At 61.6% G+C, this 25399-nt stretch carries 24 protein-coding genes and 1 pseudogene; 2 read left to right on the top strand and 23 right to left on the bottom strand.

Annotated elements, in window-relative coordinates; genetic code table 11:
• Positions 1-15: 15 nt before the first annotated feature.
• From CAF78_RS27135 to CAF78_RS27120, 4 genes are all read right to left on the bottom strand, one after another.
• Entirely contained in the window at positions 16-741 is a 726-nt protein-coding gene (locus tag CAF78_RS27135) for a dienelactone hydrolase family protein (RefSeq protein ID WP_085673084.1), read from the bottom strand.
• A 79-nt stretch (positions 742-820) separates the two neighbouring features.
• Complete coding sequence (gene htpG / locus CAF78_RS27130) at positions 821-2728, bottom strand: molecular chaperone HtpG (protein WP_085673082.1); 1908 nt, start codon at positions 2726-2728, stop codon at positions 821-823.
• Between the two features lie 69 nt (positions 2729-2797).
• A complete protein-coding gene (locus tag CAF78_RS27125; RefSeq protein WP_085673080.1) occupies positions 2798-3280 on the bottom strand; it encodes a PaaI family thioesterase in 483 nt (160 codons plus the stop codon).
• Positions 3277-3753 (bottom strand): PaaI family thioesterase, encoded by a 477-nt coding sequence (locus tag CAF78_RS27120; protein ID WP_085673078.1) that lies wholly within the window; start codon positions 3751-3753, stop codon positions 3277-3279. The genes CAF78_RS27125 and CAF78_RS27120 overlap by 4 nt, the downstream gene beginning before the upstream one ends.
• Before the next feature lie 153 nt (positions 3754-3906).
• Between CAF78_RS27120 and CAF78_RS27115 the strand changes: the two genes are divergently transcribed.
• Positions 3907-4182 carry a hypothetical protein gene (locus CAF78_RS27115; RefSeq protein WP_016393105.1) on the top strand — a complete coding sequence of 92 codons (276 nt, stop codon included), beginning with the start codon at positions 3907-3909 and terminating at the stop codon, positions 4180-4182.
• Positions 4183-4250: 68 nt separating this feature from the next.
• On the opposite strand, the gene CAF78_RS27110 is transcribed toward CAF78_RS27115, so the two are convergent.
• The 11 genes from CAF78_RS27110 to sdhC form a co-directional block, all read right to left on the bottom strand.
• Positions 4251-5000 (bottom strand): DUF599 domain-containing protein, encoded by a 750-nt coding sequence (locus tag CAF78_RS27110; protein WP_085673076.1) that lies wholly within the window; start codon positions 4998-5000, stop codon positions 4251-4253.
• Between the two features lie 187 nt (positions 5001-5187).
• Entirely contained in the window at positions 5188-6501 is a 1314-nt protein-coding gene (gene brnQ / locus CAF78_RS27105; protein WP_085673074.1) for a branched-chain amino acid transport system II carrier protein, read from the bottom strand.
• Positions 6502-6983: 482 nt separating this feature from the next.
• A complete protein-coding gene (gene sucD, locus CAF78_RS27100) occupies positions 6984-7868 on the bottom strand; it encodes a succinate--CoA ligase subunit alpha (RefSeq protein ID WP_016393102.1) in 885 nt (294 codons plus the stop codon).
• A complete protein-coding gene (gene sucC / locus CAF78_RS27095) occupies positions 7868-9034 on the bottom strand; it encodes an ADP-forming succinate--CoA ligase subunit beta (RefSeq protein ID WP_011534748.1) in 1167 nt (388 codons plus the stop codon). The genes sucD and sucC overlap by 1 nt, the downstream gene beginning before the upstream one ends.
• 172 nt (positions 9035-9206) lie before the next feature.
• Positions 9207-10643: a dihydrolipoyl dehydrogenase gene (lpdA, locus tag CAF78_RS27090; protein ID WP_085673072.1), complete on the bottom strand. Its 1437-nt coding sequence runs from the start codon at positions 10641-10643 to the stop codon at positions 9207-9209.
• A gap of 93 nt (positions 10644-10736) precedes the next feature.
• Positions 10737-11957, bottom strand: a complete 1221-nt coding sequence (gene odhB / locus CAF78_RS27085; RefSeq protein ID WP_085673070.1) for a 2-oxoglutarate dehydrogenase complex dihydrolipoyllysine-residue succinyltransferase — start codon at positions 11955-11957, stop codon at positions 10737-10739.
• Positions 11958-11999: 42 nt separating this feature from the next.
• Complete coding sequence (locus tag CAF78_RS27080) at positions 12000-14831, bottom strand: 2-oxoglutarate dehydrogenase E1 component (RefSeq protein ID WP_085673068.1); 2832 nt, start codon at positions 14829-14831, stop codon at positions 12000-12002.
• Between the two features lie 246 nt (positions 14832-15077).
• Complete coding sequence (locus CAF78_RS27075) at positions 15078-15782, bottom strand: succinate dehydrogenase iron-sulfur subunit (protein ID WP_012315348.1); 705 nt, start codon at positions 15780-15782, stop codon at positions 15078-15080.
• Between the two features lie 11 nt (positions 15783-15793).
• Complete coding sequence (sdhA, locus tag CAF78_RS27070) at positions 15794-17566, bottom strand: succinate dehydrogenase flavoprotein subunit (protein ID WP_027921321.1); 1773 nt, start codon at positions 17564-17566, stop codon at positions 15794-15796.
• 3 nt (positions 17567-17569) lie between these two features.
• Positions 17570-17938 carry a succinate dehydrogenase, hydrophobic membrane anchor protein gene (gene sdhD / locus CAF78_RS27065; RefSeq protein ID WP_027921320.1) on the bottom strand — a complete coding sequence of 123 codons (369 nt, stop codon included), beginning with the start codon at positions 17936-17938 and terminating at the stop codon, positions 17570-17572.
• Entirely contained in the window at positions 17932-18318 is a 387-nt protein-coding gene (gene sdhC / locus CAF78_RS27060) for a succinate dehydrogenase, cytochrome b556 subunit (RefSeq protein WP_012315350.1), read from the bottom strand. The genes sdhD and sdhC overlap by 7 nt, the downstream gene beginning before the upstream one ends.
• Positions 18319-18669: 351 nt before the next feature.
• Here sdhC and gltA point away from each other — a divergent pair, with 351 nt between their 5' ends.
• Positions 18670-19959 (top strand): citrate synthase, encoded by a 1290-nt coding sequence (gene gltA / locus CAF78_RS27055; protein ID WP_054899921.1) that lies wholly within the window; start codon positions 18670-18672, stop codon positions 19957-19959.
• Positions 19960-20025: 66 nt separating this feature from the next.
• Here the strand turns inward: gltA and CAF78_RS27050 are convergent, their stop codons facing one another.
• The 8 genes and pseudogenes from CAF78_RS27050 to CAF78_RS27015 all read right to left on the bottom strand — a co-directional run.
• Positions 20026-20631, bottom strand: a complete 606-nt coding sequence (locus tag CAF78_RS27050; RefSeq protein ID WP_085673066.1) for an START domain-containing protein — start codon at positions 20629-20631, stop codon at positions 20026-20028.
• Positions 20632-20664: 33 nt separating this feature from the next.
• Positions 20665-20919 (bottom strand): YkgJ family cysteine cluster protein, encoded by a 255-nt coding sequence (locus tag CAF78_RS27045; protein WP_085673064.1) that lies wholly within the window; start codon positions 20917-20919, stop codon positions 20665-20667.
• Between the two features lie 124 nt (positions 20920-21043).
• On the bottom strand, positions 21044-21511 hold the full coding sequence (locus tag CAF78_RS27040; RefSeq protein ID WP_085673125.1) for a hypothetical protein: 468 nt from the start codon (positions 21509-21511) through the stop codon (positions 21044-21046).
• 67 nt (positions 21512-21578) lie between these two features.
• On the bottom strand, positions 21579-23021 hold the full coding sequence (locus CAF78_RS27035) for a PLP-dependent aminotransferase family protein (protein ID WP_085673062.1): 1443 nt from the start codon (positions 23019-23021) through the stop codon (positions 21579-21581).
• Between the two features lie 178 nt (positions 23022-23199).
• Positions 23200-24006: an OmpA family protein gene (locus tag CAF78_RS27030; RefSeq protein ID WP_371856924.1), complete on the bottom strand. Its 807-nt coding sequence runs from the start codon at positions 24004-24006 to the stop codon at positions 23200-23202.
• On the bottom strand, positions 24006-24359 hold the full coding sequence (locus tag CAF78_RS27025; RefSeq protein WP_085673058.1) for a DUF4398 domain-containing protein: 354 nt from the start codon (positions 24357-24359) through the stop codon (positions 24006-24008). The genes CAF78_RS27030 and CAF78_RS27025 overlap by 1 nt, the downstream gene beginning before the upstream one ends.
• 9 nt (positions 24360-24368) lie before the next feature.
• Positions 24369-25190 (bottom strand): ABC transporter substrate-binding protein, encoded by an 822-nt coding sequence (locus CAF78_RS27020; protein WP_085673056.1) that lies wholly within the window; start codon positions 25188-25190, stop codon positions 24369-24371.
• A gap of 79 nt (positions 25191-25269) precedes the next feature.
• Positions 25270-25399: pseudogene (locus tag CAF78_RS27015) on the bottom strand (electron transfer flavoprotein subunit alpha); the annotation flags it as partial.

The raw sequence follows: 25399 nt of genomic DNA, 5'->3' as shown, positions 1-25399 counted from the left end.
CGGCCCCAGGCGATGTCAGCGCTGGAACACTTCGCTGAGCAGATTGTGCATCGAGCGGAACGCGCGCTCCGAGGTGCGACGGTCATACTGCATCTTGCCCGGCACATTGGCATTCGGGTCAGTGAACGAATGCACCGCGCCACCGTAGCTCAGCAGCTGCCAATCCACCTTGGCCGCGTTCATCTCGTCTTCGAACGCCGGCAATTGCTCCTTCGGCACCAGCGGGTCGGAAGCACCGTGCAATACCAGTACCGAGCCCTTGATACGCTTGGCATCTTCAGGGTTCGGCGTGTCCAGCGTGCCGTGGAACGACACTGCCGCCCTCAGGTCGGCGCCGGTACGGGCCAGTTCCAGGGCGCAGCAACCGCCGAAGCAGAAGCCGAAGGTTGCCACCTTGCCCGGCTCCAGCAGCGCCTTGGACTGCCCCAGCAATTGGTCCAGGGCCTCTTTCATGCGCTTGCGCAACTCGCCACGGTCGTTCTTCAGCGGCATCATCGCCGCCCCTGCCTCATCGGCATTGGACGGGCGCACCGACTGCCCATAAAGGTCGGCAATCAGCACCACATAACCCTTCTCGGCCACTTCCTTGGCGATACGCTCGGCGCCTTCACCGATGCCCATCCAGTTCGGTGCCATCACCAGGCCCGGCCGACCCAGCGCTCCTGGCTCGTAGACCAGGCGGCTCTCATACGTCTTGCCGGACAGGTGATAGACCAGCGATTCGACGATTACCTTGCTCATCAAGCACTCCTTAGGCATTTTTCTTAAAACAGCCCGCCATGAAAAAAGCCCGCCGAAGCGGGCTTTCCTGTACATCAACTCAAGCAGACAGCTCGACCAGTAGCTTGTTCAGGCGACGAACGTAAGCCGCCGGGTCCTTCAGGCTGTCACCGGCCGCCAGTGCGGCCTGATCGAAGAGGATGTGCGACAGTTCGGCGAAACGGTCTTCGCTCTGCTCGTTGTCCAGCTTCTCGATCAGCGGGTGAGTCGGGTTGAATTCGAAAATCGGCTTCGACTCCGGCACCTTCTGGCCGCTGGCTTCGAGGATCTGGCGCATCTGCAGGCCCAGGTCCTGTTCGCCGATGGCGAGAATCGCCGGCGAGTCGGTCAGGCGGTGCGAGACGCGCACTTCGGCGACGCTGTCACCCAATGCACCTTTCAGGCGCTCGACCAGGCCTTCCTTGTCCTTGGCCACTTCTTCCTGGGCTTTCTTGTCCTCTTCCGAGTCCAGCTTGCCCAGGTCCAGGTCGCCACGGGCGACGTCGACGAATGCCTTGCCATCGAACTCGTTGAGGTAGCTCATCAGCCACTCGTCGATACGGTCGGTCAGCAGTAGTACCTCGATGCCTTTCTTGCGGAAGACTTCCAGGTGCGGGCTGTTCTTGACCTGGGCGTAGGACTCGCCGGTGAGGTAGTAGATCTTGTCCTGGCCTTCCTTGGCGCGCGCCAGGTAGTCGGCCAGGGCAACGCTCTGCTCGCCGCTGTCGTCCTGGGTGGAGGCGAAGCGCAGCAGGCCGGCGATCTTTTCCTTGTTGGCGAAGTCTTCTGCCGGGCCTTCCTTCAGCACCTGGCCGAAGTTCTTCCAGAAGCCCTTGTACTGCTCAGGCTCGTTCTTCGCCAGCTTCTCCAGCATGTCCAGCACACGCTTGGTCAGCGCGGTCTTCATCGAATCGATGATCGGGTCTTTCTGCAGGATCTCGCGGGACACGTTCAGCGACAGGTCGTTGGAGTCGACCACACCCTTGATGAAGCGCAGGTACAGCGGCAGGAACGACTCGGCCTGGTCCATGATGAATACGCGCTGCACGTACAGCTTCAGGCCGCGTGGCGCTTCGCGCTGGTACAGGTCGAACGGTGCGCGGGCCGGCACGTACAGCAGCGAGTTGTATTCGAGCTTGCCTTCGACCTTGTTGTGGCTCCAGGCCAGCGGGTTTTCGAAGTCATGGCCGATGTGCTTGTAGAACTCCTGGTATTCCTCGTCCTTCACCTCGGAGCGCGAACGGGTCCACAGGGCGCTGGCGCGGTTGACGGTTTCCCATTCCTGCGCCGCTTGCTCTTCACCCTCGGCGGCTTCGGCCTGCTCCTTGGGCAGTTCGATCGGCAGGGCGATGTGGTCGGAGTACTTCTTGACCACGTTGCGCAGGCGCCAGCCATCGGCAAATTCCTGCTCGTCCTTCTTCAGGTGCAGGACAATGCGGGTACCGCGCTGTGGCTTGTCGATGGTGGCGACTTGGAACTCGCCCTCGCCCTTCGACGACCAGTGCACGCCTTCGGCGGCTGGCTGGCCGGCACGGCGGCTGTAGACGTCGACCTGGTCGGCGACGATGAACGCCGAGTAGAAGCCCACGCCGAACTGACCGATCAGGTGCGAATCCTTCTTCTGGTCGCCGGTGAGGTTCTTCATGAAGTCGGCGGTGCCGGACTTGGCGATGGTACCCAGGTGGGCGATGACCTCTTCGCGGCTCATGCCGATGCCGTTGTCCTCGAGGGTCACGGTACCGGCGGCCTTGTCGAAGCTCAGGCGAATCTTCAGGTCGGCGTCGCCCTCGAGCAGCTCTGGCTTGGCCAGGGCCTCGAAGCGCAGCTTGTCGGCGGCGTCGGAGGCGTTGGAGATCAGCTCACGCAGGAAGATCTCCTTGTTCGAGTACAGCGAATGGATCATGAGGTGCAGCAGTTGCTTTACCTCGGTCTGGAAGCCCAGCGTTTCTTTTTGAGTCTCCACACTCATGGTCTTCAAAACTCCGATCTGATGGCAGTGGCGCCTGGCGGCCGACATGGCCTGCTTTAACGGCGGATGTCATGCAGATGGGGGCTGCCCGGACGATTTCAAGGGCTTTTCCGGTTCGATCTTGAAATGCGCGCGGGCGGTAGCGATCGGCGACTGCCGGTCAGCCTGCCAGGCGGTGATCGCCACGTTGGTCACGCGCCGGCCCTGGCGCCATAGCTGGCACTGGGCGTAGGTGTCGCGATAAAGCCCGGCGCGCAGGTAGTCGATGGAGAAATCGATGATCTTCGGAATGCTCGCGCTCTCGCTGTAGATCAGCAGGTACAGGGCCGCAGAGAGCTCCATGAAGCCGGCGATGACGCCACCGTGGATGGCTGGCAGCAAGGGGTTGCCGATATTGTCCTGGCTGGCCGGCAGGCGAAACAGCAGGTCATCGCCGTCGCGCTGGCACTCGATACCGATCAGGCCGGCGTAAGGGATCAAGGCCAGCAACGGGCCGTAGTCGCCGACCGCGTGGGCCGCGTTCAACTGTTGGCGAACGTCTTCAGGGATCATGCCCCGCCCTCCTTCAGGCTGTTGCCGAAACGGATGCCACCCTTGATCTCCTGGCCCAGGCGCATGAAGGTCCCCACCACATGGCAGATCGGCTGCTCGGGGTCGTCCTGATAGGCTGTGCCCCGGGTGAAGATCACGTCACGGGTCACCCGGTAGCACTGGGCATGGCCGTAAATCGGCTTGTCCGGCACAGCGGCGTGCATGTAGTCGATACGCAGGTCCAGCGTCGGGCACACCTCGAAGCGCGGCAACACGCACAAGGTGGCCATGCCGCACGTGGTATCCATCAATGTGGTCAACGCCCCACCGTGTATCGCACCGGTCTGTGGGTTGCCAACGATCGCCGGCGACCAGGGCATGACCAGCGTCATGCCGCCACTGTCGGCACGGGCCACGCGCATCTGCAACAACTGGCAATGTTTCAATGCTGAAAGAAAGCGTTCGGCCATGGCCTGCAAGCTTGAATCGTTCATGCGCTGTTTCCGTGATCACTGCCGTAACGGCATAAAACCAGTAAAAAGTCTATATAGAACGCGGCGTTATATATCTGTAATTCACACGGAACTTATCCCGCATGGCTGAACTCGAAGGAACAACTCAGTTATTCACCAAGAGGAAACACCCCCATGCGTAAACCTTTTGCTTTTGCTCTGATGCTGGCTGCTGCCATGGGCCTGGCTGCTTGCGATAAAGCGAGCGAAGACAAAGCCCAAGACGCACAGCAACACGCCGAGCAAGCCCAGGAAAAGATGGGCGAAGCTCAGGATAAAATGAACGACGCCGCCAAGGAAAACGCCGAAGCCGCCAAAGATCAGGCCGAAGCCGAGAAGAAGGCTGCCGAAGAGGCCGCCCCAGCGACTCCGGCACCGGAAACCGCGCCGGCCGAACCTGCCAAGCAGTAATTCAAGCAGAACAGAAAAACCCGACATCGTCGGGTTTTTTTGTGCCTGCCTTTATTGAGTTAAACGTTTCAGTTAATACTACTGGAACTTTCCCTCGGCACTTCTGTCGGTGCACTTTCGGTGGGTGTGAACACCATCACATCCAGCACATCGGAGTGGAATTCACGGCGATACAGAATCAGCACGACACCGACACTCACGACCATGAACAGCCAGGGGCTGATGAACCAGGTAAGCATGGCCATGCCGAAGTAGTAAGAGCGCAAGCCAAAGTTGAACTGGTTGGCTGCCAGCGACAGCACGCGTGCCGCACGCGAGGCAAAGGCCTTGCGCTCCAGTTCGTTGACCTGACGCTCACCGATCATTGGCGCCGACCCCACCAGCACCGCGGCAAAGTTGTACTGGCGCATGCACCAGCTGAAGGTGAAGAAGGCGTAGACGAAGACCATGGCCAGGCACAGCAGCTTGATCTCCGACATGCCCTGGGATGCCTGCTGCACCAGTGGCAGGTCCGCGAGCAGCGACAGGGCGCGATCCGAAGCACCCAGCACGGTGAGAATGCCGGCGAGGATGATCAGGGTGCTGGAGGCGAAGAACGAGGCATTGCGCTCCAGGTTGCCGATCACGCTGGCGTCGGCGATGCGGTTGTCGCGCAGCAGCATGCGGCGCATCCAGTCTTCCCGGTACAGGTGCAGCACGCTGGCCAGGCACGCGGTATCGCGGCCCTTCCAGATGGCATAGCGGGTGTAGCCACCCCAGCACAGGGCGAACCAGCAGACAGCCAGGAGGTTGTGGAGATTGCTTTGAATGAAGTTCATGCAGAATTCCCGAGGGCCAGGTGCACAAAGAATAGTGACCGGGTTTCGACGCCTACAAGTGGCAAAAGGCACACACTGAAACGAAAAAGCCCCGCATCCTTTCAGATGCGGGGCTTTCGAGCCTCCACCTTTGGCGTGCACCCTACGGCTTGTGGCCGGTGCCGCCCTCAGGCTTCGCCTTGTGCCATCAGGCCAACGCTTCGCGCGGCTTGCCGAGCATGCGGTCACAGGCCACGGCGCCAACCAGCGTCACCACCGAAGGCACCAGCCAGGCCAGGCCTTGGTCGCTCAGTGGCAGGTGTGCCAGCACGTCCGGCAGCACATGGGCAATGTCGCTGCCCTTGATCGCATCGACGATACCGAACACCAGCGACACCAGCATCACCGGAGCCAGGATGCGGGTTGGCGAATGCCACAGGTCCTTGACGAAGCTCAGGCCCACCACCACGATGCACGGCGGGTAGATGGCGGTCAGCACCGGGATCGAGAACATGATCAGCTTGGTCAGGCCCAGGTTGGAGATCAGCAGCGAGAAGCCTGCCAGGATCACCACCAGCGCACGGTACGACAGCGGCAGGATCTGGCTGAAGTATTCGGCACAGGCGCAGGTCAGGCCAACGGCCGTCACCAGGCACGCCAGGGCGATCAGCACGGCGAGGAAGCCGCTGCCCAGCGAGCCGAAGGTGTGCTGCACGTAGGCGTGCAGAACGGCGGCACCGTTGCTGGCACCGGCGGCGATCTCGTGGCTGCCGGCACCCAGGCGGAACAGGCTGATATACACCAGGGCCAGGCCGACGCCGGCGATCAGGCCAGCAATGATGGCATAGCGGGTGATCAGCTTCGGCGACTCGACACCGCGCGAGCGGATGGCGTTGACGATGACGATACCGAATACCAGGGCACCAAGGGTGTCCATGGTCAGGTAGCCGTCGGAGAAGCCCTTGGAGAAGGCAGCAGCGGCATAGGCCGGCTGGGCTTCACCGATGGTCCCGGCTGGCAGGGCGAAGGCAGCGATGCCCAGCACCGCCAGGGCGATGATTTTCAACGGCGCGAGGAAGCGGCCAACGGTGTCGAGCAGCTTGCCGGGGTACATGGACACGGCCAGTACCACGGCGAAGTACACCAGGCTGTAGATGAACAGCGCCGTCGGGCTTTCACCAGTCAGCGGTGCCACACCCACTTCGAACGATACGGTCGCGGTGCGCGGCGTCGCGAACAACGGGCCCACCGACAGGTAGCACACGGCCGCCAGCAGGCCGCCGAAGAACTTGCCGATCGGGCTGCTCAGGGCATCCATGCCGCCACCGACCTTGGCCAGGGCGACCACGGTGATGACCGGCAGGCCCACGGCAGTCACCAGGAAGCCCAGGGCCGCCATCCATACGTGCGGGCCAGACTGCAGACCGACGATAGGCGGGAAGATGATGTTGCCGGCGCCTACGAAAAGCGCAAACGTCATAAAGCCAAGCGCCAGGATATCCTGGCCTTTGAGAACTTTCATTTAAGGTAGTACCACACTGCTGAAATCGGGATTCGAGAGGGGATTTCCCTTTGGATGAGGGGAAATGCTGCCCGGCTTGATAGGCCAGACCCGTTTAGCGTGTCGTTCCCTTTTGGGGTACGGGCACAGAGTGAACGCGTAGATTAACCGTTTTACCCGGTAAACGCACTGATACAGTGCTGCTTGTCCGATGTGCGTACATGTTTGTCGTCTGTGTGACCGGAGACAGCAGGAATTATCGCCGTATTGAAACTTTCGTCTGCGCGAAAATTCCTATCAAACCTATCGAATACTTCACTTTGCCTGTACCGGCCTCTTCGCGGGCAAGCCCGCTCCCACAGGAATTGCATAGCCTTCAAGGTAGTGCGGTCTCTGTGGGAGCGGGCTTGCCCGCGAAGAGGCCAGTGCAGGAAAACAACAACCCGAAAACGACAAAGGCCACCCGAAGGTGGCCTCTGTGCGCGTGGGGGGTGTAGCAGGTATTACTTCTTGGCTTCCCAGCCGGTCAGCTCGGCCAGGGCCTTGCCGATGTCAGCCAGGGAACGCACGGTCTTCACACCAGCGTCCTGCAGCGCGGCGAACTTCTCGTCCGCAGTGCCCTTGCCGCCGGAGATGATGGCGCCAGCGTGGCCCATGCGCTTGCCCGCTGGTGCAGTAACACCGGCGATGTAGGAAACGACTGGCTTGGTGACGTTGGCCTTGATGTAGGCCGCCGCTTCTTCTTCAGCCGAACCGCCGATCTCACCGATCATGACGATCGCTTCGGTCTTCGGGTCTTCCTGGAACAGCTTCAGGATGTCGATGAAGTTGGAGCCCGGGATCGGGTCGCCGCCGATGCCCACGCAGGTCGACTGGCCGAAGCCGGCGTCGGTGGTCTGCTTGACCGCTTCGTAGGTCAGGGTGCCGGAGCGCGAAACGATACCGACCTTGCCTGGCAGGTGGATGTGGCCTGGCATGATACCGATCTTGCACTCGCCCGGGGTGATGACGCCTGGGCAGTTAGGGCCGATCAGGGTCACGCCCAGCTCGTCGCACTTGACCTTGGCATCCAGCATGTCCAGGGTAGGAATGCCTTCGGTGATGCAGACGATCAGCTTGATGCCGCCGAAGGCTGCTTCCAGGATCGAGTCCTTGCAGAAAGGAGCCGGAACGTAGATGACCGAAGCGTCAGCGCCGGTGGCTTCCACGGCTTCTTTCACAGTGTTGAACACTGGCAGGCCCAGGTGGGTGGTGCCACCCTTGCCTGGCGTAACGCCGCCAACCATCTTGGTGCCGTAGGCGATGGCTTGTTCGGAGTGGAAAGTGCCCTGCGAGCCGGTGAAGCCCTGGCAGATGACTTTGGTGTCTTTATTGATCAGGACGCTCATTACTTGCCCTCCGCAGCTTTGACAACTTGTTGAGCAGCGTCGGTCAGGCTGGTTGCCGCAATGATGTTCAAACCGCTTTCTGCCAGTACTTTAGCGCCCAGTTCGGCGTTGTTACCTTCAAGGCGAACAACAACCGGCACTTTTACGCCGACTTCTTTCACTGCACCGATGATGCCTTCGGCAATCATGTCGCAGCGAACGATGCCGCCGAAGATGTTGACCAGAACGGCCGCGACATTGCTGTCGGACAGAATGATCTTGAACGCTTCGGTAACGCGCTCTTTGGTAGCGCCGCCGCCCACGTCGAGGAAGTTGGCTGGCTTGCCGCCGTGCAGGTTGACGATGTCCATGGTACCCATGGCCAGGCCGGCACCGTTGACCATGCAGCCGATGTTGCCTTCGAGGGCAACGTAGTTCAGTTCGAACTTGGCAGCGTGGGCTTCACGGGCGTCGTCCTGCGACGGGTCGTGGAAGGTCTTCAGCTTAGGCTGACGGTACATGGCGTTGGCGTCGATGTTGATCTTGGCATCGAGGCAGTGCAGGTCGCCGTCGGCCTTGATCACCAGCGGGTTCACTTCCAGCAGGGCCAGATCGTGATCCTTGAACAGCTTGGCCAGGCCAACGAAGATCTTGGCGAACTGTTGAACTTGCTTGCCTTCCAGACCCAGCTGGAACGCCAGCTCACGACCCTGGAACGGCTGAGCGCCAACCAGTGGGTCGATGGTAGCCTTGAGGATCTTCTCAGGAGTTTCGTGAGCGACCTTCTCGATGTCCACGCCACCTTCGGTGGAAGCCATGAACACGATACGGCGGCTCGAACGGTCCACTACAGCGCCCAGGTACAGCTCTTTGGCGATGTCAGTGCAGGACTCGACCAGGATCTTGGAGACTGGTTGACCGTTGGCGTCAGTCTGGTAAGTCACCAGATTCTTGCCCAACCACTGCGCAGCGAACGCCTTGGCGTCTTCCTTGCTGCGAACCAGCTTGACGCCGCCCGCTTTACCGCGACCACCGGCGTGGACCTGAGCCTTTACGACCCACTCCGAACCGCCGATCTTGTCGCAGGCTTCAGCCGCTTGCTCAGGGGTATCGACAGCGAAACCCTTGGAAACTGGCAGGCCGTATTCAGCGAACAGCTGCTTACCCTGATACTCGTGAAGATTCATGCTTTTTACCGTCTTCGTTAGGTACTGCGCTTCGGCGCTGCGCCATTGCTGGCGCCGCACCACCTGTGACCATTGACCCCGGGTTTTCCCGTGTAGTCCGGTCCGGCGGACGTTCCGCGGTGAGTCATGCACGCAAGACTCACGACGGGCAGCCCGCCGTGGTTTCTTATAATTAACGCTTCTTACGGTTGGCCACGTGAATGGCGCCGCCATTCACTGCCAGCGCTGCTTCATGCAGCGCTTCGGACAGGGTTGGATGGCTGAAGACCATCATGCCCAGGTCCTCGGCACTGGTGCCGAATTCCATTGCGATTGCGCCCTGCTGCACCAGTTCGGCAGCCGATGGGCCAATCACGTGAACACCCAGGACGCGGTCGGTCTTGGCATCGGCGATGACCTTGACGAAACCACCGGTGTCGTTGGCTGCCATCGCACGGCCGCTGGCCGCGAACGGGAAGGTGCCTACGTTAACCTCAACACCCTCGGCCTTCAAGGCTTGTTCGGTCTTGCCGACCCACGCGATCTCCGGGTGGGTGTAGATAACCGACGGGATCAGGTCGTAGTTCATCTGGGCCTTGTGGCCCTTGATGCGCTCGACGACCATGATGCCCTCTTCCGAGGCCTTGTGCGCCAGCATCATGCCACGCACCACGTCACCGATGGCGTAGACGCCCGGTACGCTGGTAGCGCAGTAGTCATCGACGAAGATGTAGCCACGCTCGTCGATGGTCACGCCGCTGTCGGCAGCCAGCAGATCAGTGGTCACCGGACGACGGCCGACCGCGACGATCAGCTTGTCGAAGGTGATCTTCTGCTCGCCTTCGGCGTTGGTGTAGGTCACTTCGACTTCGTTGCCGTTGACTTTCGAGCCGGTGACGCGAGCGCCCAGCTTGATGTCCAGGCCTTGCTTGGTCAGGGTCTTCTGGGCTTCTTTCGACACGGCGGTGTCGGCAGCCATCAGGAAGGTGTCCAGGGCTTCCAGGACGGTGACTTCAGCACCCAGGCGGGCCCATACCGAGCCCAGCTCCAGGCCGATCACGCCAGCACCGATCACGCCCAGGCGCTTAGGCACGGTCTGGAATTCCAGGGCGCCGGTGGAGTCGACGATGACGTTCTGGTCGACCGGAGCTGGCGGAATGTCGATCGGGCGCGAGCCGGAAGCGAGGATCACGTTCTCGGCTTCGATGACTTCGGTGGTGCCGTCAGCCTTGGTGACTTCGACCTTCTTGCCAGCCAGCAGTTTGCCGTGGCCCTGGATCGAGGTAACGCCGTTGGCCTTGAACAGGGTGGCAACGCCACCGGTCAGGTTCTTGACGATGCCAGCCTTGCGGCCAACCATCGCGGCGACGTCCATCTTCACTTCGCCAGTGGAGATACCGTGGACGTTGAAGCTCTCTTTGGCTTCCTTGTACTTCCAGGAGCTGTCCAGCAGCGCCTTGGACGGAATGCAGCCTACGTTCAGGCAGGTGCCGCCCAGGGCCAGCTTGCCCTCGGCGTCGGTGTACTTCTCGATACAGGCAGTCTTCAGACCAAGTTGTGCGGCCTTGATGGCAGCAACATAGCCGCCAGGACCTGCACCGATTACCACTACGTCGAATTTCTGGGTCATAAAAGATTCCTTATCAGCTACAAGCTACAGGCCGCGGACCGCGCGGCATGGCTTCTCGCGAAGCCAGGGCCGGCACGGTACGCAGCCAGAGGGTTAGATGTCCAGCAGCAGGCGAGACGGATCTTCCAGCAGGTTCTTGATGGTGACCAGGAAGGTTACCGCTTCCTTGCCATCGATCAGGCGGTGATCGTAGGACAGTGCCAGGTACATCATCGGGCGGATAACCACCTGGCCGTTGATGGCCATCGGACGCTGGATGATGTTGTGCATGCCGAGAATCGCGGCCTGCGGCGGGTTGACGATCGGCGTAGACATCATCGAGCCGAAGGTACCGCCGTTGGTGATGGTGAAGGTGCCACCGGTCATCTCTTCGATGGCCAGCTTGCCGTCACGGGCTTTCTTGCCGAAGGTGGCGATGCCGTTCTCGATTTCAGCCAGGCTCATCGACTCGGCGTTACGCAGCACCGGAACCACCAGGCCACGGTCGCTGGACACGGCAACGCCGACGTCGGCGAAGCCGTGGTAGACGATGTCGTTGCCGTCGATCGAGGCGTTGACAGCCGGGAAGCGCTTCAGCGCTTCGGTGGCGGCCTTGACGAAGAACGACATGAAGCCCAGGCGTACGCCGTTGTGGGTCTTCTCGAACAGGTCCTTGTACTTCGAACGCAGGGCCATGACTTCGGTCATGTCGACTTCGTTGAAGGTGGTCAGCATCGCCATGTTCGACTGGGCTTCGACCAGACGCTCGGCGATCTTGGCACGCAGGCGGGTCATCGGCACGCGCTTCTCGGTGCGGTCGCCAGCGGCAACGACAACCGGGGCAGCAGCAGCGGCGGCGGCAGGCTTGGCAGCCGGCGCTGGAGCCGATTTCTTGTTGGCGACGGCGGCGACGACGTCTTCCTTGGTGATGCGACCACCCTTGCCGGTGCCGGCAACGGTGGCCAGGTCGATACCGCTCTCTTCAGCCAGCTTGCGCGCGGCTGGAGCTGCGATCGGGTCGTCTTCGCCAGCGTCGGCAGCAGCGGCAGCTGGAGCAGCAGCGGCCGGGGCGGCAGCTGGAGCGGCGGCGGCGGCACCACCATCAACGATCGAACCCAGCACTTCGTCGGACAGGACGGTGTCGCCCTCGCCCTTGACGATCGCGCCCAGCACGCCGTCGGCGGTGGCCAGCACTTCCAGGACGACCTTGTCGGTCTCGATGTCGACGATCAGCTCGTCACGCTTGACGGCGTCGCCCGGCTGCTTGTGCCAGGTGGCAACGGTGCCATCGGCAACCGATTCCGGGAAGGTTGGGGCTTTGATCTCGATAGCCATTATCTGTGTTTCCTTAAATTCGGTTTCAGGTGCGCGAAGGCATTAAACAGTGAAGGCGTCTTGCAGCAGTTTTTCCTGCTGCTCGGCGTGCTTCGATGCGTAACCACAGGCTGGCGCGGCGGAAGCGTCGCGGCCGGCGTATTCCAGGACCAGTGCCTTGTTGTGGCGGCCCAGGATACGGCGCATGTGGTGCTGGCTGCTGTACCAGGCGCCCTGGTTCATCGGCTCTTCCTGACACCAGACCGCAGCTTTGAGGTTGGTGTAAGGCGCGAGGATTTCGACCAGGTCGTCCTCAGGGAACGGATACAGCTGCTCGATACGCACGATGGCAATATCTTCGCGGCCTTCGGCACGGCGTTTTTCCAGCAGGTCGTAGTAGACCTTGCCGCTGCACAGCACCAGGCGTTCGACCTTGGCCGGATCGAGGCTGTCGATTTCCGGGATCACGGTCTGGAACGAGCCTTCTGCCAGGTCTTCCAGGGTCGAGATGGCCAGCTTGTGGCGCAGCAGCGACTTCGGCGTCAGGACCACCAGCGGCTTGCGCAGCGGGCGAATCACCTGGCGACGCAGCAGGTGGTAGATCTGTGCCGGCGTGGTCGGTACGCAGACCTGGATGTTGTGCTCGGCGCACAGTTGCAGGTAACGCTCCAGGCGCGCGGAGGAGTGCTCCGGGCCCTGCCCTTCATAACCGTGTGGCAGCAGCATGGTCAGACCGCACAGGCGGCCCCACTTGTGCTCGCCGCTGGTGATGAACTGGTCGATCACCACCTGGGCACCGTTGGCGAAGTCGCCGAACTGGGCTTCCCAGATCACCAGCGCGTTCGGCGTGGTGGTCGAGTAGCCGTATTCGAACGCCAGTACCGCTTCTTCCGAGAGGAAGGAGTCGTACAGGTCGAAACGCGGCTGGCCCGGGAACAGGTTCTTCAGCGGTACGTAGGTGCTGGCGTCCTTCTGGTTGTGCAGCACCGCGTGACGGTGCGAGAAGGTGCCACGGCCGATGTCCTGACCGGTCATGCGGATCGGGTGACCTTCGAACTGCAGGGTGGCGTACGCCATGGTCTCTGCATAACCCCAGTTGATCGGCAAGCCACCGGCCTGCATCTTCTGGCGGTCTTCGTAGATCTTCGCGACCTGACGCTGAACGACGAAACCTTCTGGCAGTTCCAGCAGCTTGGCCGACAGGTCCTGCAGGGTCTTGAGGTCGAAACGTGTGTCGTGACGCGCGGTCCAGGCATGGCCCAGGTACGGACGCCAGTCGACGAACAGCTCGCGGTTCGGCTCCTTGACCAGGCTCTTCACCACGTGCAGGCCGTTGTCCAGGGCGTTGCGGTACTCGTCGATCTTGGCCTGGGCGCGCTCGGCATCGATGCGACCGGCCTGGATCAGCGCCTCAGCGTACAACTCACGAGTCGTGCGCTGCTTGGTGATCTGCTGGTACATCAAAGGCTGGGTGCCGTTCGGCTCGTCGGCCTCGTTGTGGCCGCGGCGACGGTAGCAGACCAGGTCGATGACCACGTCACGCTTGAACTGCATGCGGTAGTCGACAGCCAGCTGGGTCACGAACAGCACGGCTTCCGGATCGTCACCGTTGACGTGCAGGATCGGCGCCTGAATCATCTTGGCGACGTCGGTGGCGTACTCGGTGGAGCGAGCGTCCAGCGGGTTGCTGATGGTGAAACCGACCTGGTTGTTGATCACGATGTGCACGGTGCCGCCGGTCTTGAAACCGCGGGTCTGCGACATCTGGAAGGTTTCCATGACCACGCCCTGACCGGCGAATGCAGCGTCGCCGTGGATCGAGATCGGCAGAACCTTGTCACCCACGGTGTCGTTGCGACGGTCCTGACGGGCGCGCACCGAACCTTCCACCACTGGCGAGACGATTTCCAGGTGGGACGGGTTGAACGCCATGGCCAGGTGAACTTCGCCACCGGGGGTCATCACGTTGGAGGAGAAGCCCTGGTGATACTTCACGTCACCGGAGCCCAGCTCGTTCATCTTCTTGCCTTCGAACTCGTCGAACAGCTCGCGCGGGTTCTTGCCGAAGGTGTTGACCAGCACGTTCAGACGGCCGCGGTGGGCCATGCCGATCACGACTTCCTTGGTGCCATAGGAGCCGGAGCGCTGGATCATCTCGTCCAGCATCGGGATCAGGCTTTCGCCACCCTCGAGGCCGAAACGCTTGGTGCCCGGGTACTTGGTGCCCAGGTACTTCTCCAGGCCTTCGCCGGCGGTCACGCGCTCGAGCAGGTGCGTCTGCACGTCAGCCGAGAATTCCGGACGGCCGCGCACGCTTTCCAGGCGCTGCTGGAACCAGCTGCGCTGCTCGGAATCGACGATGTGGGTGAACTCGGCGCCAATGGTGCGACAATATGTCTTCTGGAGTGCCTCGAAGATCTCGCGTAGGCTCGCCTCCTCTTTGCCGATGAACAGGTCGCCGGCACGGAAGGTCGTATCAAGATCGGCATTGGTCAAGCCGTAGTGATTGATCGACAGGTCTACAGGCGCAGGTCGCTGCCACAACCCCAACGGGTCGAGCTTGGCAGCCTGATGGCCGCGCATACGATAGGCCTGGATCAGTCGCAGAACTTCAACCTGCTTCTTCTCGTGTTCTGTGCTCACGCTCCCGGCGGAAACCGGTTGGGCGCGGCGCTGGTTCTTTGCCAGCAGTACGAAATGGTCGCGGATCGTCGAGTGCGATACATCGGTAGCGGTGCTGCCGTCGGCTGGCAACTTCTGGAAGTAAGTGCGCCACTCTTCTGGCACAGCGTTAGGGTCGTGCAGGTAGAGCTCGTAGAGCTCTTCCACATATGCAGCGTTACCACCTGAAAGGTGGGCGCTATCCCACATGCGCTGCATCACGCTTTCTTGCATGCTTGGTCACCCTCGGTTAGGGGACTGATCGGCAAGCGCCACAGCAAACCTGGAAAAGTCCGAATAAAGCGACTGAACCACGCCACTTGGATCCTGCTGATTTTCCGGGTACCAGCCCGGAAAGCCCCTGCTGGTCTCATATCTTCATAGGTATCGAGCGCGGGCTTTGTGGGCCCTTGCTCAGGTTTTACCTCAGTGCGGGCTCACCACCCGCACCTCGGCTTACTGCAGTTACAACGTTTTGAATCAGGTGCCGCTTTGCAGCAGCATGTTACGTACGTGGCCGATCGCCTTGGTCGGGTTCAGACCCTTCGGGCAAACGTTGACGCAGTTCATGATCCCGCGGCAGCGGAATACGCTGAACGGGTCATCCAGGGACGCCAGGCGCTCCTGGGTCTTGGTGTCACGGCTGTCGGCCAGGAAGCGGTAGGCCTGCAGCAGCGCGGCCGGGCCCAGGAACTTGTCTGGGTTCCACCAGAACGACGGGCAGGAGGTCGAGCAGCAAGCGCACAGGATGCACTCGTACAGACCGTCCAGCTTGTCGCGGTCTTCCGGCGACTGCAGACGCTCGATGGCCGGAGCCGGCGTGTCGTTCTGCAGGAATGGCTTCACCTTCTCGTACTGCTTGTAGAAGATGCTCATGTCGACCACCAGGTCACGAATGACCGGCAGGCCTGGCAGCGGACGCAGAACCAGCTTGTTGCCCTTGACCACGCCCGACAGCGGGGTGATGCAGGCCAGGCCGTTCTTGCCGTTCATGTTCATGCCATCGGAACCGCAAACGCCTTCACGGCAGGAGCGACGGTACGAGAAGCCTTCGTCCTTCTCCTTGATCAGCGCCAGCACGTCCAGCACCATCAGGTCCTTGCCGCCGGTATCGACGTCGAACGACTCCATCTTGGGCGCCGAGTCGGTGTCCGGGTTGTAACGATAAACTTCGACTTTCAACATAGCAGCCACCCTTAGTAAGTCCGGACTTTTGGTTCGAAGGCTGGAACAGTCTTCGGCGCAAAGTTGACGCCACGCTTGGCGACGCGCTTCTCACCCGGGTAGTACAGGGTGTGGCACAGCCAGTTTTCGTCGTCACGGTCTTCGAAGTCTTCACGGGCGTGCGCGCCGCGGGACTCTTTACGGGCTTCGGCCGCAATGGCGGTAGCTTCGGCGACTTCCAGCAGGTTCTGCAGCTCCAGCGCTTCGATACGCGCGGTGTTGAAGGCCTGGGACTTGTCGTTGATCTTGACGTTGGCGATGCGCTCACGCAGGCCGGCCAGCTGCTCGATACCCTTGAGCATGTATTCGCCGGTACGGAACACACCGAAGTAGTTCTGCATGCAGCTTTGCAGCTCGCGCTTGAGGCTGGCAACGTCTTCGCCAGTGGAGCGCTCGTTGAGCTTGTTCAGGCGGCTCAGGGCAACGTCGATGTCGGTGTCGCTGGCGTCGAGGTGCTCGATGCCGTCGCTCAGTGCCTTCTCCAGGTGCAGGCCGGCAGCACGGCCGAACACCACCAGGTCGAGCAGCGAGTTGCCGCCCAGGCGGTTGGCACCGTGAACCGATACGCACGCCACTTCACCTACGGCGAACAGGCCAGGGATGATGTGATCCTTGCCTTCTTCGTCCATGGTGATGGCCTGGCCATGAATGTTGGTGGCAACGCCGCCCATCATGTAGTGGCAGGTTGGAACGACCGGAACCGGCGCAACGACCGGGTCGACGTGGGCGAAGGTCTTGGACAGTTCGCAGATACCTGGCAGGCGGCTGTGCAGCACTTCCTCGCCCAGGTGGTCCAGCTTCAGCAGTACGTGGTCCTTGTTCGGGCCCACGCCGTTGCCGGCGATGATTTCCTTGACCATGGAACGGGCAACCACGTCGCGGCCGGCCAGGTCCTTAGCGTTCGGCGCATAACGCTCCATGAAGCGCTCGCCGTGGGCGTTGATCAGGTAGCCACCTTCACCGCGGCAACCTTCGGTGACCAGTACACCGGCGCCGGCGATGCCGGTCGGGTGGAACTGCCACATTTCGATGTCCTGCACCGGCACGCCAGCACGCAGGGCCATGCCGATACCGTCACCGGTGTTGATCAGGGCGTTGGTGGTGGAGGCGTAGATACGACCGGCACCGCCCGTGGCCAGAACGGTGGCCTTGGACTTGATGTACATGGTTTCGCCGGTTTCGATGCAGATCGCGATCACGCCGACGAAAGCGCCTTCCTTGTTCTTCACCAGGTCAACGGCATAGTACTCGTTGAGGAAGGTGGTGCCTGCCTTCAGGTTGCCCTGGTACAGGGTGTGCAGCAGCGCGTGACCGGTACGGTCGGAAGCGGCACAGGTACGGGCAGCCTGGCCACCTTTACCGAAGTCCTTGGACTGGCCACCGAACGGACGCTGGTAGATACGGCCGGTTTCGGTACGCGAGAACGGCAGACCCATGTGGTCCAGTTCGAAGACCGCAGCCGGGCCTTCCTGACACATGTACTCGATAGCGTCCTGGTCACCGATGTAGTCGGAACCCTTGACGGTATCGTACATGTGCCAGCGCCAGTCGTCGTTCGGGTCGGCCGAAGCGATGGCGCAGGTGATGCCGCCCTGGGCGGATACGGTGTGCGAACGGGTCGGGAAGACCTTGGTGACTACGGCAGTCTTGTGACCGCCCTGGGCCAGCTGCAGCGCTGCGCGCATGCCGGCGCCGCCGCCACCGATGATGATGGCGTCGAAGGAAATGGTTGGAATGCTAGCCATGGATCAGATACCCCAGAGAATCTGCACACCCCAGACGAAGTAAGCGAACATCGCAACGCCGCATACCGCCTGGAACAGGAAACGAATCGCAGTCGCCGACTTGCCGAACGACATCGGCGTCAGGTAGTCGGTGGCGATGGTCCACATGCCGACCCAGGCGTGAGCGCCCAGGGCAACGAGGGCCAGCAGACTGAAGATCCGCATCGCGTTGTTGGAGAACAGACCATGCCACTGGGTGTAGTCGATGCCTGGGTGGCAGACCACGTAGCCGATCAGGAAAATGAAGTAAGCCGCGAGAACGACCGCCGATACGCGCTGCGCCATCCAGTCATAGAGGCCCGAACGCGACAGGTTCGTGACATTGGTTACCATACCCAAACTCCCACCAGAACGATCAGCACCACGGAGATGACGATCACGATTTTCGAGCCCAGCTTGCCGCCTTCCAGCGTCTCACCGATACCCATGTCCATGATCAGGTGGCGTACACCTGCCACGAGGTGATAAAGCAGGGCGGACAGCAGGCCCCAGGTCACGAACTTGGCCAGCGGGCTGGTCAGACACGCCTTCACCTCACCGAAGCCTTCCTCGGAACCCAGCGACTTGCCCAGTGCATAAAGCATGATGGCAAGGCCGAGGAACAGGATGACGCCGGAGATACGGTGCAGAATGGACGTGTACGCAGTGACAGGAAGCTTGATGGTCCTTAGGTCTAGGTTTACAGGTCGTTGGCTTTTCACGGCTTTTTTCACACTGAAGAGCCCCTAGCGAATCAGGGCAAAGTTGTTGGTAAGTGTACTGGTCAGGTACCCACCACCCAGGGAACGGCGACCCCCAGCAGTTCGGGCTTGCAAGCCCCTGGGAGTCGGGTGCCGAGTATAGACAGTTAGGCTGCTTATGACAACGTGACGGGGTAGCCCAAATAGCGGATTGCCTTTAGCGGGCAAAAGGCGTAAATGGGCGAGAAATTCTAGAAAAATCAGGCTTCAGAGGGCCTTTCAACCAGCCTTTAGGCAAATTGACATTCGAATTTACTTCTCTATAGTGGTGCGGGCCCTGCGTGGGGGGCTGTCTGATGATTTCAAGCATTAATAGGAGGCCACATGGCTGACAAAAAAGCGCAGTTGGTCATCGAGGGCGCTGCCCCCGTCGAGCTGCCCATTTTAACCGGCACCGTTGGTCCTGATGTAATCGACGTCCGCGGGTTGGGGGCCACTGGTCACTTCACCTTCGACCCTGGTTTCATGGCAACCGCCTCGTGCGAGTCGAAGATCACCTACATCGACGGCGACAAGGGCGTGCTGCTGCACCGCGGCTACCCGATCGAACAGCTCGCCGAGAAATCGGACTACCTGGAAACCTGCTACCTGCTGCTCAACGGCGAACTGCCGAATGCCGAGCAGAAGGCACAGTTCGTCAGCACCGTGAAGAACCACACCATGGTTCACGAGCAGCTGAAGTCGTTCTTCAACGGTTTCCGCCGTGACGCTCACCCGATGGCGGTGATGTGCGGTGTGGTCGGCGCCCTGTCGGCGTTCTACCACGACTCCCTGGACATCAATAACCCGCAACACCGCGAAATCTCCGCGGTGCGCCTGGTCGCCAAGATGCCGACCCTGGCCGCGATGGTTTACAAGTACTCCATGGGCCAGCCGATGATGTATCCGCGCAACGACCTGTCGTACGCGGAAAACTTCCTGCACATGATGTTCAACACCCCGTGCGAGATCAAACCGATCAGCCCGGTGCTGGCCAAGGCGATGGACCGGATCTTCATCCTCCACGCCGACCACGAGCAGAACGCCTCCACCTCCACCGTGCGCCTGGCAGGCTCCTCGGGTGCCAACCCGTTCGCCTGTATCGCTGCCGGTATCGCCGCACTGTGGGGCCCGGCCCACGGCGGTGCGAACGAAGCGGTCCTGACCATGCTCGATGAAATTGGCGATGTCTCGAACATCGACAAGTACATCGCCAAGGCCAAGGACAAGAACGACCCGTTCAAGCTCATGGGCTTCGGTCACCGCGTCTACAAGAACCGCGACCCGCGCGCCACCGTGATGAAGAAGACCTGCGACGAAGTCCTGGGCGAGCTGGGCATCAAGAACGATCCACAGCTGGAACTGGCCATGCGCCTGGAAGAGATCGCCCTGACCGATCCGTACTTCATCGAGCGCTCGCTGTACCCGAACGTCGACTTCTACTCGGGCATCATCCTCAAGGCGATCGGCATTCCGACCAGCATGTTCACCGTGATATTCGCCCTGGCACGTACTGTCGGCTGGATCTCGCACTGGAAAGAAATGCTCTCCAGCCCGTACAAGATCGGCCGCCCTCGCCAGCTGTACACCGGCGAGCTGCAGCGCGACATCGTCGAGCTGAAGGACCGCAAGTAAGCGCTGCGCGCCGAACGCAAAAAGGCTGCCCTCGGGCAGCCTTTTTTTATTGCCGGTGAGCCGAACTCAGTTCTTCTCGGCCCGCTCGCGCAGCGCCTTGAGGGTATTGAACGGCGAATCGACCACAAACTTGTTGGCGATCATCGAGGGCACGCTGCCGCCAGGCTCGGTGTGCACCTGGTAAGTCACCTCGGTACTGTCACCCTTGGGCACCAGCTTCCAGAAACCTTCCACCTTCGCCACCCGTACAAAGCCCTTCTCTTCCGGAATGTACGTCGGCTCTTCTTTGAGGTTTCGCGTCAAGCTGCCATCCGCGCCCTTGACCGTGGTCACGTGCAACACCGAATCACGCGGCGTCACCGGCCATGGCGTATTGAACTGGGTGTAGGTCCAGCTCTGATCGCCTTCATGCTTGAGCAGCTTCTGCGATTTGCACTCGTGAATCCAGGCACACGCCCCTGCCACGTCTTCCTGCAGCGCCTGGACCTTGGCCAGCGGCGCCTTGATCAGGGTCACGCCCTGGTAGGCCTTGTACTTGGAGCCCGCCACCTCACTGAGCGAAACCTTGATCCCCTCCTCGTCCTTGGCCACTTGCCAGTTCTCAGCCCAGGCAGCCGGCGCCAGCAGGACACCCATGCCACACAGCAGTGCAATACGCTTGAACGATCTCATCATGTTTATCCTTGTTGTCGAAGATCCAGCCTTTCACGCCGCCGTTATCTGCTCCCACCAGCCAAGAATCCTGATCGCCTCGTCGCGGTCATTGCCACACACCTCGACATCCGCCTTGAAACCGCCACACACCGCCGGCCGCTCGGGCTTGCCGAACAGGTCGCAGAGGTTTTCCGCAGTCAGGTGCAGGCAGCGCTCGCCTGCCGGCTTGCCCTGAGGCATGCGCGGCATCGCCGAGCTGATGGACGGGGCGATGCAGCAGGCACCACAGCCCTCACGACAATTCATGGCTAAATCAGGACTCCCTGAAGCAAAACGGGACGAACGTCCCTGGATAGTAACCGCTCAAACATGCGTTTGAAATTGCTGGCCCGATGAAATCTGCCGTGACCCGGCAGTCAGTTGACCCTGCTCAGTTGCGGAACTCGAATTCGATTGCTGCGCCTTCCACATCGCGGCGGCTGTCGTTGCGCAGCTGCAGCTGCATCTCGTTGCTGATCAAGCGACCGTTGAGCTGGAAGGGGCTGTCGCTGGTTTCCGGCTTTTCCGTGAACATGGCAGGCAGCAAAGGTTTGCGGCGTGTCGAAGCATCGCCCACTTCAGGCTCGAGGTTCTTGACCATGTCGGTCGGCAAGCTCAGGTCGAGCCTGGCCTTGGGCAACGGTTGCGTGATCGCCTTGCTGACCGGCTTGGGCCTGGGTTTGGCTTTGGCCTTACTGGCCACCTTGGCCTTGGCTGCCGGTGTTGCTGACGCCTTGCCTGCGGCCTTGTCATGCCCCGCCTGCACATGGGCAGCAGGCTGCGCAGCCTGAGCCCCACCACACGGCAGGCAGAACGGGGCCAAACAGATCATCAAGGCGGCACATCGCAACAGATTCATGGACATCGACAGACAGGCGGGACTGGAAAAGTGCGTATGCTCCCTGTTCCGCCCGCCGCTGGCAAGCCTACAAAAGTGAGGGCTGCGATTCCCGGCACAATTGCTGGGCCAGCAACCCGAGCGTGATGACCGCCCGCTCGGCCTCCTTGTTCCAGGGAATGCCGCAGTTGAGCCGGATGCAGTGGTTGAACTGCTCGGTGTTACTGAAGATCAGCCCGGGCGCGATACTGATACCCTGCTCCAGCGCGCGCACATGCAGCTCCTGGGTATTGACCCGCCCTGGCAGGCTGACCCAGAGAATGAAGCCACCGGTTGGCCGGGTCATCTGGGTACCCTCCGGGAAGTGCTGCTGCACCGCCAGCTGGTAGGCACTGAGGTTCTTGCGATACTCCTGGCGGATATAGCGCAGGTGCCGGTCGTAGCCGCCGTTTTCCAGGTACGCCGCCACGCCCATCTGCGTCACGCTGCACGCCGAGTGGGTGGTGAAGGTCTGCAGGCGCTGGATTTCATCCTGGTAACGCCCCGCTACCATCCAGCCAACCCGCACCCCGGGCGACAGCGTCTTGGAAAAGCTCGAACAATAGATGACCCGGTCCAGCCGGTCGAAGGCCTTGAGCGCCTTGGTCTTGCCCTGCTCGAACATCAACTCGCCATAGATGTCGTCTTCGATGATCTGGATATCGAAGTCCGACGCCAGGCGCAGCAACTGCTTTTGCCGCTCTTCCGGCACCGTGCCGCCCAGTGGGTTGCTCAGGCGCGTGGTCAACACCAACGCCTTGATCGACCACTGGTTGGCGGCCAGCTGCAGGGCTTCGAGGCTGATGCCGGTGGACGGGTCACTGGGGATCTCGATCACCTTCAGCCCCAGCAGGTCAGCCAGCTGCAGGAGCCCGTAATAGGTCGGCGACTCGGCCGCTATCAGGTCACCCGGGCGCGTCAGCACGCGCAGCGACATTTGCAAGGCATCGACACAGCCATGGGTGACGATCACCTCACGCGGGTCGACCAGCACGCCGGCATCGCGCATGCGGATGGCGATCTGCCGGCGCAGCGGCTCGAAACCCGGGCTGAACATGTAGCTGAAGGCACGCGGGCTGTGAAAGCGGGTGACCTTGGCGATCTGCTGGTGCAGCGCGCGCACAGGCAGGTAATCGACGTGCGGCACGGCAGCGCCGAACGGGAACACGCCATCGCGCCGCGCCTCGGTCAATACCTGCTGGATGATGCTGGCACGGGTGACCAGGCCGGGGCGCTCGACCCGGGCGATATCCGGCGTCTGCGCGGTCAGGGCGGGCGTCTGGTGCACGTAGTAGCCCGACTGCGGCCGGGCACGGATCAGGCCCTGGTCCTCGAGATTGGCGTAGGCCTGCAACACCGTGGCATGGCTGACGTTGAGCTGGGCGCTCATCTTGCGCACAGACGGTACGCGTTCGCCTGGCTGGTAGACACCGCGACGGATGTCATCGGCCAGTTGCTGGGCGATACGCTGGTACAACAGCAGGTTGGTCATGGGGCAGTCTCGGCACGCGGGCGGGCTCGTTGTTCTTGTACGACTCACTGACGGTAGAGCATACCGTAACAGTTGCAAAGTGTACTGGGACAGATGGCAAGGTAGTCAACAGCAGAGTTGTGTGACATCTGTCTAAACAATTAACCCGGAGCCGCAAAGCGGCCCCGTTTTCCGATCCTTAGCGGGCCGGTGCGAGCTTGCCCTTGTCGTCCGAGAAGACGATCTCGACCCGGCGGTTCTGCGCCCTGCCCCGCTCCGAGGCATTGGCCTCGATCGGATACTGGTCGCCATAGCCTTCGACCTGCAGGCGTTTTTCATTGATCCCCAGGTCGACCAGCATGTCGGCCACCGACTGGGCACGATCGCGCGACAGCTTGAGGTTGTCCTCAGGCGTGCCGGTGCTGTCGGTATAGCCTTCGATCCGCACCACGCGACGCGGGTTGAGCTGAAGGAACTGCACCAGCTTGAGCACGGTGCGGCTGGCGGAATTCTTCAGGTCGGCACTGCCGGTGTCGAACAGCACGTCACTCAGGGTCATCACCAGGCCCCGGTCAGCCTGCTCCGAAGCCAACGCGGCAATCTGGTTTTCCACCCATTTACCCTGCTGCTGCACACTGGCCAACTTGGCCTCGCGCAGGGCCAACTGCAGACGCTGACGTTCGAGGTCGAGCTTGGCCCGGCGCTCCTCGTTCAGCGCCAGCTTGGCATGCTCGCTGGCAATCTCGCTGTAGCGCTGGCTCAGGTAGGCATAATGGCGCACGTCACTGCCCGTACCGATGTAGCTGGACAGGCGCTCGGCGCGGGACAGCGACTCACCGGCGCGGATCACATCACGCGGGGCGCTGCGCAGCACATCGGCATCGTCCTTGACCTTCTGGAAGGCCGCAGTGGCGTCGTCCAGCGCCGCCGAACTGCGCTGGCTGGCACACCCCTGCAAACCGGCCAGCAACACCAGCAGTGCCACAGCCTTGGCGTTGAAGCGCATCATGGCTGCACCTCCAGTTGCTTGCGCAGGCGCTTGACCCGCGTCTGCAGCAGCTGAAGCTGCTCTTCGCTCTTCTGGTTCAGCACCTGGGCCTCGGCCAGGCGCGCGTCCAGCTCGGCCTGCTCGGCGCGCATGCGCGCGTCACGGTAGTCCTCGGTCAGCATGTTGGTCTTGGCCCGGGCGAACTTGTCTTCGGCCAGCTTCAGGGCCTCGACCTGGTCGGTTGCACCGACTGCCTTGGCCTGCTCCAGCGCCTGCTCGGAAATTCGCATCTGCTCATTGGGCGCCGGGTCGTTGGCGCAGCCAGCCAGGCCGAGCATGGCCACGGCCAGGATAAGGGATTGGGTTCTCACGCATTCTTCCTAATGTTTTGGGGCGTCCGCCTGCACTTGCATCTGCGCTTTCCAACGCTCGACATTACGCTGCAGCACGGCTTCGGACGCACCGGAGATCGGCAATTCTGTCAGCTTTTTCGCCAATTGCCCACGCAACCACGCGTCATTGCAGGCCGAATTGTGCGACACGGCCAGATACAGACCGGGGCGGTCCACCGGCAAGCCGCGAGCGATGAGGTTGTTGCTCATGCCCAGGCTCTGGGCCATGGCCATGCCCGAGTAGCGCCCGGCCAACACATAATCGACCTGGCCCAGCACCAGCTTCTGGAAGGCCTGGGTGAGGTTCTGCGCCGGCACCAGCTTGAGCTGCGCCTTGGCAAAGGCGGTGAATGCCGGGGTCAGGCGCGCACGCTCGGACAGGCTGCCCTGATACTTGGCCAGGTCAGCCGGGCCGTCGACCTCCAGGGTCGCGTCATGGCGCGTCCAGACCAGGTATTCATTGAGCTGCAAGGGCGGATGGATGTAGTCCAGCGCAGTCAATTGCTCCACTTGCAGGGGGGTATCGATCAGCAGGTCCATGCGCCCGCTGCGCACCTCTTCCAGCGCCTGATCGCGCCGGCCGGCACTGAGCACCTCGACGTTCACCCCCAGCTCGCCAAGCACCTGGCGCAGCAGGTCGACATTGGCACCGATCAGGTGTTTCGGATCGCTCGGGTCCTGCCAGGCGTAGGGCGGTGCGTCCGGGCTGCCCGTGGCCACCAGTCGCTCGCACTTGCCTGCCGCCATCACCACCGGCGACAACAGCGCCACCATGCATGCCAGCACCCTGCCCGCTTCGCGCAACACCATCCCTCACTCCTTGCCCGACAACAAAAAAGCCCGGCCCTCGATGCGAGGGCCGGGCTTCTTTATAAGTGAAGCTGGCGGATCAGACCAGCTTTTCCAGCTCTGGAACGGCCTCGAACAGGTCGGCGACCAGGCCGTAATCGGCCACCTGGAAGATCGGCGCTTCTTCATCCTTGTTGATCGCGACGATCACCTTGGAATCCTTCATGCCG

It is taken from the genome of Pseudomonas sp. R28(2017), assembly GCF_002112505.1.
In the GTDB taxonomy this organism is placed as follows: Bacteria; Pseudomonadota; Gammaproteobacteria; order Pseudomonadales; family Pseudomonadaceae; genus Aquipseudomonas.
Note: the sequence above shows the minus strand (reverse complement) of the source record. Positions and strands in the feature narration are given on the sequence as shown.